The sequence below is a fragment of the Pseudomonas huaxiensis genome (genome assembly GCF_003231275.1).
Lineage (GTDB): Bacteria > Pseudomonadota > Gammaproteobacteria > Pseudomonadales > Pseudomonadaceae > Aquipseudomonas > Aquipseudomonas huaxiensis.
Genome location: NZ_QKVL01000058.1, coordinates 14,411 through 29,158, shown reverse-complemented (window position 1 = coordinate 29,158; position 14,748 = coordinate 14,411). Strand labels below are relative to the sequence as shown.

The following is a 14,748-nucleotide window of genomic DNA, read 5'->3' as shown; positions in this document are numbered from 1 at the left end:
GCATCGAATGGATAAGCTCACCGCACCAAAGCCCAAGCCCAAAACATCCCCCCCACCACTCCGAGAAGAACTTTAAATTAATCGTTTCGATTGAAATTAATCGTTGAAACACGCAGTTACGCTGAAGTAAGCTCGAACGCATTCAACTGGAGCACAGCATGCAACCTACCCCTCACAACCACGCACAACACACCGGTCGCCTCGCGCGCTCCGTCGTGTCCGTGGCTGCCTGCGGGACTGCGGCTCCAGTCGGCTTTTATTTTGGGTATTGGTTTAGCCAAAGGCGCCGCTGATACCCACACCGGCGCCCACTCAAAGGGGCCGCCGAATACGAGAATACTCAAACCCCCGGTCGGCCCCGCCCTCCGGGGGTTTTGTTTTTTTGGGCCCGACCACACCGACACCATTGAGGAACGACACATGAACACCACCACTGACTACCGTTACCAACGCTCTGCCTGGCGATTTAGCCACTGCCGTTCGGGCCAGCCAGCCGCCTCCGACCGGTCCAGTACAGGTGGCAATCACACACTTACACGTATCTGTCGAACACAGCGATAGGGCCGAAGGCGCGGGACAGAACCCGCCTTCCGCCCAGGGAAATCCGAACATGCAAGCGTCCAGCCAAGCACTGCCCCTGAACACCAACGCCGCGGCCAACACTCCAGTCAGCCTGCGTCTGCCAAGCTCCGTGCAACTCAAGCAGCAGTTGCCACTTTCCACGACCCTCGCGGCCCAGGTCCAGCACCACCGCCAGGCGGTGAAGAACATCCTCGACGGCAACGACCCGCGCCTGCTGGTGATCGTCGGCCCCTGCTCCCTGCACGATCCCCGCGCCGCCCTCGAATACGCCGAACGCCTTGCCGCGCTGTCGCAGCGTGTCGGCGACCAGTTGCTGCTTGTGATGCGCGCCTACGTCGAAAAACCGCGAACCACCGTCGGCTGGAAAGGCCTGGCCTACGACCCGCACCTGGACGGCAGCGATGACATGCACGGCGGCCTGCGCCTGTCCCGCGAACTGATGCTGGGGATGCTCGAGCTCGGCCTGCCGGTTGCCACCGAACTGCTGCAACCCATGGCCTCGGGGTACTTCGACGACCTGTTGAGCTGGGCGGCGATCGGCGCGCGCACCACCGAATCGCAGATTCACCGCGAGATGGTCAGCGGCCTCGGCCTGCCGGTGGGCTTCAAGAACGGCACCGACGGCGGTGTCGGTATCGCCTGCGACGCTATCCGTAGCGCCGAACACCCGCACCGGCATTTCGGCATCGACGCCCTCGGCCATCCGGCCATCGTCGAAACCCTCGGCAACCCGGACACTCATCTGGTGTTGCGCGGCGGCCACAAAGGCCCGAACTACGATGCAGCCAGCGTCGAGCAAGCCCGTCGGGGGCTGGCCAAGGCCGGCATCGCGGCGCGGATCATGGTCGACTGCAGCCACGCCAACAGCGGCAAAGACCCGCTGAAACAACCTGCGGTGTTCGATGATGTGCTGCGCCAACGGCTGGATGGCAACCGCTCGCTGGTGGGCGTGATGATCGAAAGCCACCTGTTCGACGGCTGCCAGGCGCTGGGCAAGGGACCGTTGAAGTACGGCGTGTCGATCACCGATGGCTGCCTGGGCTGGGCCGGCAGCGAAGCGATGTTGCTCAACGCCGCCTCACGGTTGCGGGAACTGAGTGAGTGATATAGCCCGCCAAGTGCGCAGCCTGATGCGCCAGACCGCGAACGCGATGCTCCTCGCGAGCTTGCAACGCCCTGGCGCCAATTATTTAATGCTCTGGTCTTCAGGCTTGAAGACAAACGGCCTGCCATCGGCGGCATCAGGAACTACGTGCAACACCGGCAGGTAGCGCCGGTGAGTCTTGAGGTAATCGAGCTGAAATCCTTTCGCGCCCGGAAGGCCAGGGCCAGGGCTGTAGACGAATGCTTCCAGTGGCAATTGCGCTCCGACGCCCGCTGGCCAAGCGGCGATGATCAGTTCCGACCAGGGATGCGAGGACGGTGCACCGCTCTGGTTACGGATATCGAGCGCCAATTGATACTCACCGGCTGAGTTATCAAAAAAACAGCTAGTGATGGGACTTGAGAAATACGCGGCACTCCAGGCCGCGACACTGGTGATGCCCCGGCTTGCGCAGGAGGGTCGGAAGTTGCAGTAGTCCAATTGCCCAGAGGTACTTGCGTCAAAAGGAAAAATACAGCGCAGACTCAACGGTTGCGCAACGGGATAGGACAATTCGCGAACCACATAGCCTTGAGTATGATAGAAACGAACCGTTTTCAGATCGGCGCGAAAGTACATGAACGACACACCATTCCCTCTGACGGAGACCGGACTCGGCTCCCAGGCGTGGAAATTACCCACACCAGTCGTACGTACCAGCACGCCGTTACAGCGGTAGGCCGCACTCCCATCGGCGCAGGTCGATGACGTCCTCGCGTAACGGGCATTCAGCCGATCGGCTACCTGATAACCACTGTAGAGCTGCTCCTGCGTGGTGAAGCCAAACTCGACAAGGGCGGCACCGGAGGTGGCGCGCACAAGCGGCAGCCACTCCCCGGTGGCGTTGAAATACTCAAGCTGGCCGCGCTGGGCGCGCAGCAAGCTGTCGGGTTGGCTGATGTCGTAATACAGCGCTTGCACGGCCAGCGACCGCGGCTGGTCTTTGTCCCAGTTTCGCACCATGACGTCACCAGGCGCCCCGCCGCCATCAGTGACCACGTCATAGGCCTTGCCCTGGCCAATGGCGGTGAACCGGTCGTGCAAAATGTAGCCAACCGGGGAGGGCAACGGCCCGGCGAGGCCGTCTTTGCGCAGAAACCGAAAACGCTCCGTCCCCCGAGCCTCGGCTTCGGCATCGTGATGCCAGAACGGTTGTGGATGCCCCTCCGACATCGGCAACACCAGCACTCCACTACAGGCGTATGTCGGATTGCTGCCCACACACTGCGCGGGGGTCGCCGCCATGCGCCGGTTAAGCTCTTGTGCGGTTTCCGGGCCATTCAGCGGCCCGCCGCTCGGGACATTCAGCGCCCCGCCGCTCGGCGCCCAGCCGCTGCAGCCACTGACGGAAATCAGACACAGCAGCAGCGCACAGATCAGATGCGGAAGAAGGCGCAAAGGCCGATTCTGGATCTTTTCGACGATAATCACGGTGGCTCTCCCCCGGACACTGGAATGTGCCTTTCGACACAGCTGACCGGGCTTATTGAAAAGCCCGCGGAGAAAAGCCACAACTGACAGAAATGCTAGGTAGAAAGATGAATTCCTACGCGCACACCGAAGAAATCAACGCACAAATACGGTAGGCTCTGGCTTTTCCCAACAGGAGTAACCCCCATGGCCCGAGCCAGCGCACGCCACATCCTCGTCAGCAGCATCGATAAGTGCAACGAACTGAAAGCACAAATCGAAGCCGGCGCCGACTTCGCGGACGTTGCCAAAGCCAACTCCACCTGCCCGTCCAGCCGCCAAGGCGGTGACCTGGGTTCGTTCGGCCCAGGCCAGATGGTCAAGGAATTCGACACCGTGGTCTTCAGCGCGCCGCTGAATGTCGTGCAGGGTCCGGTCAAGACCCAGTTCGGCTACCACCTGCTGGAAGTGACCAGCCGCCAGGACTGATCGGTCTTGCGCCGATACCAGGGATCGCTCTGCGGTCCTTCGCGAGTGAACTCGCTCCTACAGAAGATGTTGCGCAATACCATCACTGTAGGAGCGAGCTTGCTCGCGACGGCGCTCTGCATGACTGCCCAGGCCGCCCCTTCCCACGCCCTCACCGTCTACGACGAAGCCCCGCGCTATGCGGAGCATTTCCGTCACTTCGACTACACCAACCCTGATGCCCCCAAAGGCGGCAGCCTGCGCCGCTCGGCCATCGAGATCGGCCAGTTCGACCACATTCTTCCGTATATCGACAAAGGCATCGGCGTCAGTGAAATCGACGGCTGGCTCTACTCGCCGCTGGCGGTGCGCTCGCTGGACGAGCCCTACACCGTCTACGGCCTGGTCGCCCGTCGCATGGAACGAGCCGCTGACGGTCTGTCGCTGCGTTTCTACCTCGACCCGAAAGCGCGCTTCGCCGACGGCAAGCCGATCCGCGCCGAAGACGTGCGCTTCACCTACGACCTGCTGTTGCGCGAAGGCAACCTGAAGTACCGCACCCAGTTCGCCGATGTCGCCGATGTGGTGGTGGAGTCGGCGACCCAGGTGCGCTTCGACTTCAAGACCAATCAGAACCGCACCCTCGCCCTGGACCTCGCGTCCCTGCCGGTGCTGCCGGAGCACTGGTGGCGCGACCGCGACTTCGCCAACGGCGGCGGCTTCGAAGCGCCGCTGGGCAGCGGGCCATACCGCGTTGCGCGAATCGACAATGGCCGCAGCATCACCTTCGAACGCGACCGCGACTGGTGGGGCAAGGACCTGGCGGTCAGCCGTGGCCGCTACAACTTCGACCAGTTGCGCATCGAGTACTTCGGCGACACCGACGTTGCCCGGCAGGTCCTGCGCGGCGGCGGTTATGACTACAACCGCGAATTCTCGGCAACCGGCTACACCATCGGCTACAACGGCCCGGCCCTCGACGACGGCCGCCTGCAACGTGCGCACCTGGCCAAGGACATGGCGCAAAGCGCCCAGGGCTATGTGTTCAACCTGGAACGCCCGATGTTCCAGGACCGCCGCGTGCGCCAGGCCATCGCCCTGCTCTGGGACTTCGAATGGAGCAACCGGCGAATGATGCGCGACGTGTATATCCGCCAGCAGAGCTACTTCGCCAACAGTCCGCTGGCCGCCCGCGAGTTGCCGGACGCCGGCGAGTTGAAGCTGCTGGAACCGCTACGCGGAAAAGTCCCCGATGAAGTCTTCACCCAGGTGTTCGTGGCGCCGAAAACCGATGGCTCCGGCCTGATCCGCGACAAGCAGTTGCAGGCCCTGGCGCTGTTGCAGGCGGCCGGCTGGCGCCCGGACGGTGATCGCCTGGTGAATGCCCAGGGCGAGCCGCTGAGTTTCGTCTTCCTCAATGGCCAGAACGGCATGGAACGTTTGCTGCTGCCGTGGAAACGCACGCTGGCGCAGATCGGCATCGACATGCAGATCCGCCGTGTCGACGCCGCCCAGTACGTCAACCGTCTGATGGCCCGCGACTACGACATGATCGTCACCGGCTACCCGGTGTCGCCCTCGCCGGGGCTGGAGCTGTACAGCTACTTCGGCTCGGCGGCGGCCAACGATCCCGGCTCGAACAACTTCATGGTGCTCAAGGACCCGGTGGTGGATGGCCTGATCGATGGCCTGGTACGCGCTGCCACCCAGGCCGACATGCAGCGCCACGCCCATGCGCTGGACCGGGTGCTGCAATGGAATTACTACTGGATCCCCAACTACTATCCGCCAGGCACGTCCAGCGTCTGGTGGAACCGCTTCGGCCTGCCGAAAATCCCCGCCGCCAATGACCCGGCCCTCGACACCTGGTGGGAAGTCAGCCCGACGCCCCTGACCAACGCCGAGATGGCCGAACGCAGCGGAGCCGCGAAATGACCGCCTATATCCTCCGGCGCCTGCTGCTGATCATCCCGACCTTGCTGGTGATCCTGCTGGTCAACTTCGTCATCGTCCAGGCCGCACCCGGCGGGCCGGTGGAACAGGCGGTGGCGCGTTTGCAGGGCATCGGCGGCGGTGCGCCGGGTTCGTCATCGCTGCAGGTCGATTCACGGGCCAGTCGCGGCCTTGATCCGGCGTTGCTGGAAACCATCAAGAAACAATACGGCTTCGACAAATCAGCACCGGAACGGCTCTGGCTGATGCTCGGTAACTACGCCCGGCTCGACTTCGGCGACAGCTTTTTCCGCGGAGCCAAGGTCACCGACCTGATCCTCGACAAGATGCCGGTGACGATCTCGCTCGGCTTCTGGGCGACCTTGATTACCTACCTGGTGTCGATCCCGCTGGGCATCCGCAAGGCGGTGCGTCATGGCAGCGCTTTCGATACCTGGAGCAGCAGCCTGATCGTGATCGGCTACGCACTGCCGGCGTTTCTCTTCGCCCTGCTGCTGATCGTGCTGTTCGCCGGCGGCACCTCGCTGAACTGGTTCCCGGTGCGCGGGCTGGTGTCGGAGAACTTCGCCGAGCTGAGCCTGATCGGCAAGGTCGCCGATTATTTCTGGCACCTGGTGCTGCCGGTGGGCGCGCTGGTGATCGGCGGGTTCGCCACCCTCACCCTGCTGACCAAAAACGCCTTCCTCAACGAAATCACCCGCCAGTACGTGGTCACTGCGCGGGCCAAGGGGCTCAGTGAACGCCGCGTGCTCTACGGCCATGTGTTCCGCAACGCGATCCTGCTGGTGGTCGCGGGCATTCCACAGGCGCTGATCACGGTGTTCTTCGCAGGCTCCTTGATGATCGAAGTGATCTTCTCCCTCGATGGCCTCGGCCGGATGAGCTACGACGCAGCGGTCAGCCGTGACTACCCGGTGGTGTTCGGTTCGCTGTTCATCTTCACCCTGTTCGGCCTGCTGATCCGCCTGCTGGGCGACATCTGCTACACGCTGGTGGACCCGCGCATCGACTTCGCCACGAGGGCGCGCTGATGTTTCGCCTGTCGCCGCTGAGCCAGCGCCGCCTGCAGAATTTCCGCCGCAACCGGCGCGGCTGGTGGTCGCTGTGGATCTTCGCCGCCTTGCTGGTCCTGAGCCTCGGCGCCGAGCTGATCGCCAACGACAAGCCGCTGCTGCTCGGCCACAAGGGCAGCCTGTATTTCCCGGCGTTCAAGCGCTACACCGAGCAGCAGTTCGGCGGCCAACTGCCGTTCCAGGCGGACTACCGCAGCCAATATGTGCGCGAACTGATCGAGGGCGACGGCGGCTGGATGCTGTTTGCGCCGGTGCCGTTCAGCGCCGACACGCCCAACTACGATTTGCAGGTGCCGGCCCCCAGCCCGCCGAGTGCGAGCAACTGGTTAGGTACCGACGACCAGGGCCGTGACGTGCTGGCACGGGTGCTCTACGGCACGCGCATCTCGATCCTGTTTGCCCTGGCGCTGACCGTCATCAGCACGCTGATCGGCGTCACCGCCGGTGCCCTGCAGGGCTATCACGGCGGCTGGGTCGATTTGATCGGCCAGCGCCTGCTGGAGGTCTGGTCGGGGCTGCCAGTGCTGTACCTGCTGATCATCCTCAGCGGCTTTGTCGAGCCGAATTTCTGGTGGTTGCTGGGGATCATGGCGCTGTTCTCCTGGCTGGCGCTGGTGGACGTGGTGCGCGCCGAGTTCCTCCGCGGGCGCAACCTGGAATACGTGCAGGCGGCGCGGGCCATGGGCTTGCCGGACCGGCTGGTGATCATCCGGCACATCCTGCCCAACGCCATGAACGCCACCCTCACCTACCTGCCGTTCATCCTCACCGGCGCTATCTCGACCCTGACCGCGCTGGATTTCCTCGGCTTCGGCATGCCCGCCGGCAGCGCCTCGCTGGGCGAGCTGGTCAATCAGGGCAAGCAGAACCTGCAAGCGCCATGGTTAGGTTTCACCGCGTTCTTCGCCCTGGCGCTGATCCTCACCCTGCTGGTGTTTATCGGCGACGCCCTGCGCGAGGCCTTCGATCCACGGGCCTGATCACCTTTTTCTTTGACGGAACACTTCATGCACGACAGCGACAGCCTCAAGGACTACCAGCGGGTGCGCAGCCTGGCGATCAAATCGCTGTTCGAGATCATCGAGCAGTCCAGCGAAGGCACGGTGATCGTCGACCGCGACGCGCGGATCGTCTGGATGAACGAGCGCTATGCGCGACGCTTCGGCCTGACCGATGCCAGCGCCGCCATCGGCCAGCCGTGCGAGCAGGTGATCCCCGGCAGCCTGATGCGCGACGTGGTCACTCAGGGTCGCCCGGCGCTGCTGGACATGCTCGACACGCCGAAAGAGCCGCTGGTAGTGATGCGCCTGCCGATCCACGACGCTGGCGGCGCGGTGATCGGCGCCATCGGCTTTGCCCTGTTCGACGAATTGCGCAGCCTGTCGCCGCTGCTCAAGCGCTACGCCAGCATGCAGCAGGAACTGGCCTCGACCCGCTCGCTGCTGCGTGCACGCCAGGCCAAATACAGCTTCAACCAGTTCATCGGCACCAGCGCGCAGAGCCTGGAAGTCAAACGCCGCGCCCGGCGCGCGGCGAGCAGTGATTCGGCGGTATTGCTGCTGGGCGAGACCGGCACCGGCAAAGAGCTGCTGGCCCACGCCATCCATGCCGCTTCACCGCGGGCGCACAAAGCCTTCGTCAGCATCAACAGCGCGGCGATCCCGGAAACCCTGCTGGAAGCCGAGTTCTTCGGCACCGCGCCCGGCGCCTTCACCGGCGCCGAGCGCAAGGGCCGCGCCGGCAAGTTGCAGCTTGCCGAGGGCGGCACGCTGTTTCTCGACGAAATCGGTGACATGCCGTTGCCGTTGCAAAGCAAGCTGCTGCGGGTATTGCAAGAGAAGGAATACGAGCCGGTGGGTTCCAACCAGATGCTGCAGAGCGACGTGCGCATCATCGCCGCCACCTCGCGGGACCTGCAGGCGGCGATGGCCCGGGGCGAGTTCCGCGCCGACCTGTATTACCGGCTGAACGTGCTGCCGATCGAAGTCCCGGCGTTGCGCGAGCGGCTGGACGATTTGCCAGCCTTGAGCGAGACCATCCTCGAAGAGCTGGGCAGCCGCCATGAACTGGAACACGACGCCCTCGCTCTGTTGGGCCGGCATGCCTGGCCGGGGAATATCCGCGAGCTGCGCAACGTGCTGGAGCGGGCGACGTTGCTGGCGGATCAGGCGCGGTTGGCGGTGGCGGATATCCAGTCGGCGCTCGGGCCGTTGCAGCCGCTGGCGGTGGTGGATGCACCGGTGCAGGGGTATCGCGAAGCGTGTGAGGCGTTCGAGCGAGAATTGCTGCAAACCACGCTGGCGCGGTGTGCGGGGAATGTGCCGGAGGCGGCGCGGCAGTTGGGGTTGGGGCGGTCGACGTTGTACAAGAAATTGGTGGCGCTGGGGATTTCGTCTCTATAACGAGATTTATGTCTCTCTTATGAGATAGGGCTTTCGGACCCTATCGCTGGCAAGCCAGCTCCCACAGGTTCGGTGGATGCAGTACCTTGTGGGAGCTGGCTTGCCAGCGATGAGGCCCTAAAACCCTCAAAACGTCTCACTTAAGAGACAAATTCATCCACCCAGACCAAATAACAAAATTTTCACTTTATAAATCAGCCACTTAACCAATTGGCACGATTCCCGCTATCTCCTTGCACCCAACAAAAACAAGATTCACCAAGGAGACACTCAATGAGTGTGATCATTGCCCTCGCAGCCCTGGCGCTGCTGATGCTCGCTGCCTATCGCGGTTACAGCGTCATTCTGTTTGCCCCCATCGCCGCCCTCGGCGCCGTCCTGCTCACTGACCCGTCCGCCGTCGCACCCGCCTTTACCGGGGTGTTCATGGAAAAGATGGTCGGCTTCATCAAGCTCTACTTCCCGGTATTCCTGCTCGGCGCGGTGTTCGGCAAGCTGATCGAGCTGTCGGGCTTCTCCCGCTCCATCGTCGCCGCAGCCATTCGCCTGCTCGGCACGCGCCAGGCAATGCTGGTGATCGTGCTGGTCTGCGCCCTGCTGACCTACGGCGGCGTGTCGCTGTTCGTGGTGGTGTTCGCGGTTTATCCGTTCGCCGCCGAGATGTTCCGCCAGAGCAACATCCCCAAGCGGCTGATTCCGGCGACCATCGCCCTCGGTGCGTTTTCCTTCACCATGGACGCCCTGCCCGGCACGCCGCAGATCCAGAACATCATCCCCAGCACCTTCTTCAACACCACCGCCTGGGCCGCGCCCTGGCTGGGGCTGATCGGCACAGTGTTCGTGTTCTGCACCGGCATGCTCTACCTGCAACGCCAGCGCAACAAAGCCCTGCGCGCCGGCGAAGGCTATGGCACCGAGCTGCGTAACGAGCCGGAAACCGCCGATGACCTGAGCCTGCCCAACCCGCTGCTGGCGCTGTCGCCGTTGTTGCTGGTGGGCATCATGAACCTGCTGTTCACCCGCTGGATTCCCGAGTGGTACGGCAAGACCCACAGCCTGCAACTGCCAGGCATGGCCGCGCCGGTACAGACCGATATCGCCAAACTCACCGCGATCTGGGCGGTGGAGGCGGCGTTGCTGCTGGGCATCCTGCTGGTGCTGGTGGCGGGCTTCAAGGCGATCAAGAGCCGCCTGGCCGAAGGTACCAAGAGTGCGGTCGGCGGCGCCTTGCTGGCGGCAATGAACACCGCCTCGGAATACGGTTTCGGCGCGGTGATCGCCTCACTGCCGGGCTTCCTGGTGCTGGCCGACGCCCTGAAGGCCATTCCCAATCCGCTGGTCAACGAAGCGATCACCGTCACCCTGCTGGCGGGGATCACCGGTTCCGCGTCCGGCGGCATGAGCATCGCCCTGGCGGCGATGTCCGACACCTTCATCGCCGCGGCCAATGCCGCCAATATCCCGCTGGAAGTGCTGCACCGCGTGGCCGCCATGGCCAGCGGCGGCATGGACACCCTGCCGCACAACGGCGCGGTGATCACCCTGTTGGCGGTCACCGGCCTGACCCACCGCGAAGCCTACAAGGACATTTTCGGTATTACCCTGATCAAGACCCTGGCGGTGTTCGTCGTGATCGCCACTTTCTACGCTACTGGCATCGTTTGAGGAGCCACCCATGAGTCTTCACGGAAAAACTGCACTGGTTACCGGCTCTACCAGCGGCATCGGCCTGGGCATTGCCAAGGTCCTGGCCGCCGCCGGCGCCAATGTGCTGCTCAACGGCTTCGGCGACCCGACCGCGGCGCTGGCCGAGGTCGCCAGCCATGGCGGCAAGGTTGCTCATCACCCCGCGGACCTCGGCGACGTGGCCCAGCTTGAAGCGCTGTTCGATTACGCGAAGGCGGAGTTCGGCGGTGTCGATATCCTCGTCAACAACGCCGGCATCCAGCATGTGGCGCCGGTGGAGGAGTTCCCGGTGGAACGCTGGGACTCAATCATCGCCCTCAATCTCTCGGCGGTGTTTCACTGCACCCGCCTGGCCCTGCCGGGCATGCGCGAGCGCAACTGGGGACGGATCGTCAATATCGCCTCGGTGCACGGCCAGGTCGGCTCCGTGGGCAAGGTCGCCTACGTGGCGGCCAAGCATGGCGTGGTCGGCCTGACCAAAGTGGTCGGCCTGGAAACCGCCACCACACCGATCACCTGCAACGCCATCTGCCCCGGCTGGGTGCTGACGCCGCTGGTGCAGAAGCAGATCGACGACCGCATCGCCAACGGCACCGACCCACAACAGGCACAACACGATCTGCTGGCCGAGAAGCAGCCATCCGTGGCCTTCGTCACACCGCAACATCTGGGTGAGCTGGTATTGTTTCTCTGTAGTGAAGCCGGCAGCCAGGTGCGCGGCGCCGCCTGGAACATCGATGGCGGCTGGCTCGCCCAGTGATCGACAGGGCAACCGACGCCTGCGGCTGACCGGCATGACTGACCCGAAAATCAAGCAAGGAGCCGCTATGCGCCCGTTTTCCCTGACTGCCCTGTTTACTTTGTCGCTGGCGATCAGCCCGTTCGCCGTGGCCGCCAGCCTCAAGGATGTCGCGCCCTACCCGGAAGCCGAAAAAGGCTTCACCCGCCAGGTTATCCACCTGCCCGCCCAGGAAGATGAAAACGCCTTCAAGCTCGAAGTGCTGGCCGGCAAGGAGCTGCAAGTGGACTGCAACCGCCAGCGCCTGGGCGGCCACCTCGTGGAAAAAGACCTTCAGGGCTGGGGTTATCCCTACTACCGCCTGGAAAAAGTCTCCGGCCCGGCCTCGACCCTGATGGCCTGCCCGGACAAGAGCAAAACCAAAGCCTTCGTCCCGGTGATCGGCGACGGCTTCCTGCTGCGCTACAACAGCAAGCTGCCGGTGGTGGTCTACGTTCCTGAAGGGGTTGAGGTCCGCTACCGGATCTGGTCAGCCTCCACCGAGGTGAAAACCGCCAGCGTCGAATAAACTCAGAACAGGCCGTTGAACGAGGGGAATCGGCATGAACGATGTGCTCTGGCGCCCAAGCAAGGCGCGTATTCAGGCAAGCCACATGGATCAGTTCCGCGGCGAGATCAATCGCCGGTACACCCTCGAACTGGCCGACTACCACGACCTGCACCGCTGGAGCATCGAACAGCGACCGGCCTTCTGGCAGGCGCTGGCCGAGCGCTTCGGCGTGCGCTGGCAACAACCGCCCACTCAAGTACTGGAAGAAGGCCCGCGGATGCCCGACGCGCGCTGGTTCCCCGGTGCCACTCTGAATTTCGCCGAGCACCTGCTGCGCCGTCGCGATAACGGTACGGCACTGGTCTCCGTGCGCGAAGACGGCCAGCGCATCACCCTGACTTACGCGGAGCTGGCGGCCGAGGTCGCCGGCCTGCAACGCGCCTTCAAGGCCCTCGGTATCGGCGTCGGCGACCGTGTCGCGGCGTGCATGCCCAACACCTGGCAGACCGTGGTGGCGATGCTCGCCTGCACCAGCCTCGGCGCGATCTGGTCCAGCTCGTCGCCGGAATTCGGCACCCAGGGCATCGTCGAGCGTTTCGGCCAGATCGAGCCGAAGCTGCTGCTGGTCTGCGCCGGCTACCAGTACGCCGGCAAATCCCTGTCCCAGGTGGACAAGATCAACGAGGTGCTGGCGGCGCTGCCCGCCCTCGAACAGTTGCTGGTCGTCCCGTACAGCCAGGACGGTACCCGCCCGGACGCCTTCCGCACTCCGGCCCGCATCAGCCTGTGGCAGGACTTTTATCAACGCGGCGGCGAGCCCGAATTCGTCGCCCTGCCCTTCGCTCATCCGCTGTACATCCTCTATTCCAGCGGTACCACCGGCGTGCCCAAGTGCATCGTCCACAGTGCCGGCGGCGTGTTGCTTCAGCACCTCAAGGAACATGGCCTGCACAACGACCTGCGCGAGGACGACTGCCTGTTCTACTACACCACCTGCGGCTGGATGATGTGGAACTGGCTGGTCAGCGGCCTGGCCCTCGGCGCCACGCTGGTGCTGTATGACGGCTCACCCTTCCACCCAGCGCCGCAGCGCCTGGTCGACCTGATCGACGCCGAGGGCATCAGCGTCTTCGGCACCAGCGGCAAGTACCTCGCGGCGCTGGAACAGGCCGGTCTGCAGCCGCGCCACAGCCACCGCCTGCAGCGCCTGCGCCTGCTGCTGTCCACCGGCTCGCCCCTGTCGCCCCACAGCTACGACTATGTCTACCGCGACATCAAGGCCGATATCTGCCTGGTCTCTATGTCCGGCGGCACCGATATCGTCTCCTGCTTCGTCCTCGGCAACCCGACCCTGCCGGTGCGCCGCGGCAAGATGCAGTGCAAGGGCCTGGGCATGGCCGTCGAAGTGTGGAACGACCAGGGCCAGCCGGTGCTGGACGAAAAAGGCGAGTTGGTCTGCGCCCGGCATTTCCCGGCCATCCCCCTCGGTTTCTGGAACGACCCCGACGGCGAGCGCTTCAAAGCCGCGTATTTCAGCCAGTTCGACGGCGTCTGGTGCCAGGGTGACTACGCAGAGGAATTCAGCGACGGCAGCCTGACGATCCATGGCCGCTCGGACGCCGTGCTCAACCCCGGCGGCGTGCGCATCGGCACCGCGGAAATCTATCGTCAGGTGGAAAAGGTCGAGCAGGTGCTGGACAGCGTCGCCATCGGCCAGCAATGGCAGCACGACGTGCGCGTGGTGCTGTTCGTCCGCCTGGCTGACGGCGTGCAACTGGACGACGCCCTGCAGACGCAGATCCGCAAAGTGATCCGCGACAACACCAGCGCCCGCCATGTCCCGGCGGTGATCGCCCAGGTGGAGGACATCCCGCGGACCATCAGCGGCAAGATCGTCGAGCTGGCGGTGCGCAACGTGGTTCACGGCCTGCCGGTGAAAAACACCGACGCCCTGGCCAATCCCCAGGCGCTGGAGCATTTTCGCGACCGCATCGAGCTGCGCGATCAGGCATAATCGCCGGCTTTTACCCGCAACCCCGAGGCACCCGCATCATGAAAGCACAGGCCCGACACATCCTGGTCAAGACCGCAGAAGAGGCCGAGCAGCTCAAGCAGCGCATCGCCAAGGGCGAAGCCTTCGACGTGCTGGCGAAGAAATACTCCACCTGCCCGTCGGGCAAGCGCGGCGGCGATTTGGGTGAGGTCCGTCCGGGACAGATGGTGGGCGCGATCGACCAGGTGATCTTCAAAAAGCCCTTGCGCACCGTGCATGGTCCGATCAAGAGCAAATTCGGCTATCACCTGGTGCAGACGTTCTATCGCGATTGAAAGACTACCGTGGTTTGTAGGAGCGAGCTTGCTCACGAAGGGCTGCAAAGCAGCCCCAGCAGCCTTCGCGAGCAAGCTCGCGCCTACAAAGTCGGGAGAATACGGTTAGCCTGCATCGCGCAACTGCACCACATTGTTCTGCTTGTCCAGCAGATCGCAGCGCAACTTGCTTACCAGGCTGGAAATGGCACGGCTGCTGTTCAACTGCTCGACACGAATCCCGCTTACCTGCAGGTCGACGCGCTGGCTGCGATCGAACAACTGCACAGTCAACGAATGATCAGCAGCCAGGGTGCAGCGGCAGCGAACCGGTAAAAAACTCTTCTCGACGATATCGCGCAGTTCCAGCGTAGATAGCATGTCCATGACTCCCTGACTGTTGAAGGACTGCAGCTCCGAGCTCGCAGTGCGTC

13 protein-coding genes are annotated in these 14,748 nt (G+C 63.7%); 11 read left to right on the top strand and 2 right to left on the bottom strand.

The genetic code is table 11. From position 1 onward, the window contains the following. Positions 1–610 precede the first annotated feature (610 nt). On the top strand, positions 611–1,687 hold the full coding sequence (locus DM374_RS30040) for a 3-deoxy-7-phosphoheptulonate synthase (protein ID WP_110973184.1): 1,077 nt from the start codon (positions 611–613) through the stop codon (positions 1,685–1,687). A gap of 81 nt (positions 1,688–1,768) precedes the next feature. On the opposite strand, the gene DM374_RS30035 is transcribed toward DM374_RS30040, so the two are convergent. After that, complete coding sequence (locus DM374_RS30035; RefSeq protein WP_110973183.1) at positions 1,769–3,157, bottom strand: hypothetical protein; 1,389 nt, start codon at positions 3,155–3,157, stop codon at positions 1,769–1,771. 186 nt (positions 3,158–3,343) lie between these two features. On the opposite strand from DM374_RS30035, the gene DM374_RS30030 reads away from it, so the two are divergent. From DM374_RS30030 to DM374_RS29985, 10 genes are all read left to right on the top strand, one after another. After that, the gene (locus DM374_RS30030) at positions 3,344–3,625 is read left to right on the top strand and encodes a peptidylprolyl isomerase (protein WP_110973182.1); all 282 of its coding nucleotides are present in this window, start codon (positions 3,344–3,346) and stop codon (positions 3,623–3,625) included. Positions 3,626–3,691: 66 nt separating this feature from the next. Continuing rightward, the gene (locus DM374_RS30025) at positions 3,692–5,539 is read left to right on the top strand and encodes an extracellular solute-binding protein (RefSeq protein WP_110973181.1); all 1,848 of its coding nucleotides are present in this window, start codon (positions 3,692–3,694) and stop codon (positions 5,537–5,539) included. Further along, positions 5,536–6,588, top strand: a complete 1,053-nt coding sequence (locus DM374_RS30020; RefSeq protein ID WP_110973180.1) for a microcin C ABC transporter permease YejB — start codon at positions 5,536–5,538, stop codon at positions 6,586–6,588. The genes DM374_RS30025 and DM374_RS30020 overlap by 4 nt, the downstream gene beginning before the upstream one ends. Continuing rightward, complete coding sequence (locus tag DM374_RS30015; protein WP_110973179.1) at positions 6,588–7,610, top strand: ABC transporter permease; 1,023 nt, start codon at positions 6,588–6,590, stop codon at positions 7,608–7,610. The genes DM374_RS30020 and DM374_RS30015 overlap by 1 nt, the downstream gene beginning before the upstream one ends. Before the next feature lie 27 nt (positions 7,611–7,637). Beyond that, a complete protein-coding gene (locus DM374_RS30010; RefSeq protein ID WP_110973178.1) occupies positions 7,638–9,032 on the top strand; it encodes a sigma-54 interaction domain-containing protein in 1,395 nt (464 codons plus the stop codon). A 273-nt stretch (positions 9,033–9,305) separates the two neighbouring features. Continuing rightward, on the top strand, positions 9,306–10,697 hold the full coding sequence (locus DM374_RS30005; RefSeq protein WP_110973177.1) for a GntP family permease: 1,392 nt from the start codon (positions 9,306–9,308) through the stop codon (positions 10,695–10,697). Positions 10,698–10,707: 10 nt separating this feature from the next. Continuing rightward, a complete protein-coding gene (gene hbdH, locus DM374_RS30000) occupies positions 10,708–11,478 on the top strand; it encodes a 3-hydroxybutyrate dehydrogenase (RefSeq protein ID WP_110973176.1) in 771 nt (256 codons plus the stop codon). Positions 11,479–11,545: 67 nt separating this feature from the next. After that, complete coding sequence (eco, locus tag DM374_RS29995; protein ID WP_110973186.1) at positions 11,546–12,025, top strand: serine protease inhibitor ecotin; 480 nt, start codon at positions 11,546–11,548, stop codon at positions 12,023–12,025. Between the two features lie 34 nt (positions 12,026–12,059). Then, complete coding sequence (locus tag DM374_RS29990; protein WP_110973175.1) at positions 12,060–14,021, top strand: acetoacetate--CoA ligase; 1,962 nt, start codon at positions 12,060–12,062, stop codon at positions 14,019–14,021. A gap of 38 nt (positions 14,022–14,059) precedes the next feature. Next, positions 14,060–14,335, top strand: a complete 276-nt coding sequence (locus tag DM374_RS29985; protein WP_095153555.1) for a peptidylprolyl isomerase — start codon at positions 14,060–14,062, stop codon at positions 14,333–14,335. A 105-nt stretch (positions 14,336–14,440) separates the two neighbouring features. On the opposite strand, the gene DM374_RS29980 is transcribed toward DM374_RS29985, so the two are convergent. After that, entirely contained in the window at positions 14,441–14,695 is a 255-nt protein-coding gene (locus DM374_RS29980) for a DUF1652 domain-containing protein (RefSeq protein ID WP_371929271.1), read from the bottom strand. Positions 14,696–14,748 lie beyond the last annotated feature (53 nt).

Bases quoted from the DNA above. Each gene is read 5' to 3' on its own strand.
- DM374_RS30025 (WP_110973181.1), top strand. From the start codon at position 3,692: ATGTTGCGCAATACCATCACTGTAGGAGCGAGCTTGCTCGCGACGGCG.
- DM374_RS30005 (WP_110973177.1), top strand. From the start codon at position 9,306: ATGAGTGTGATCATTGCCCTCGCAGCCCTGGCGCTGCTGATGCTCGCT.
- DM374_RS30010 (WP_110973178.1), top strand. From the start codon at position 7,638: ATGCACGACAGCGACAGCCTCAAGGACTACCAGCGGGTGCGCAGCCTG.
- eco (WP_110973186.1), top strand. From the start codon at position 11,546: ATGCGCCCGTTTTCCCTGACTGCCCTGTTTACTTTGTCGCTGGCGATC.
- DM374_RS29985 (WP_095153555.1), top strand. From the start codon at position 14,060: ATGAAAGCACAGGCCCGACACATCCTGGTCAAGACCGCAGAAGAGGCC.
- DM374_RS29990 (WP_110973175.1), top strand. From the start codon at position 12,060: ATGAACGATGTGCTCTGGCGCCCAAGCAAGGCGCGTATTCAGGCAAGC.
- DM374_RS30040 (WP_110973184.1), top strand. From the start codon at position 611: ATGCAAGCGTCCAGCCAAGCACTGCCCCTGAACACCAACGCCGCGGCC.
- DM374_RS30030 (WP_110973182.1), top strand. From the start codon at position 3,344: ATGGCCCGAGCCAGCGCACGCCACATCCTCGTCAGCAGCATCGATAAG.
- DM374_RS30020 (WP_110973180.1), top strand. From the start codon at position 5,536: ATGACCGCCTATATCCTCCGGCGCCTGCTGCTGATCATCCCGACCTTG.
- hbdH (WP_110973176.1), top strand. From the start codon at position 10,708: ATGAGTCTTCACGGAAAAACTGCACTGGTTACCGGCTCTACCAGCGGC.
- DM374_RS30015 (WP_110973179.1), top strand. From the start codon at position 6,588: ATGTTTCGCCTGTCGCCGCTGAGCCAGCGCCGCCTGCAGAATTTCCGC.
- DM374_RS29980 (WP_371929271.1), bottom strand. From the start codon at position 14,695: ATGCTATCTACGCTGGAACTGCGCGATATCGTCGAGAAGAGTTTTTTA.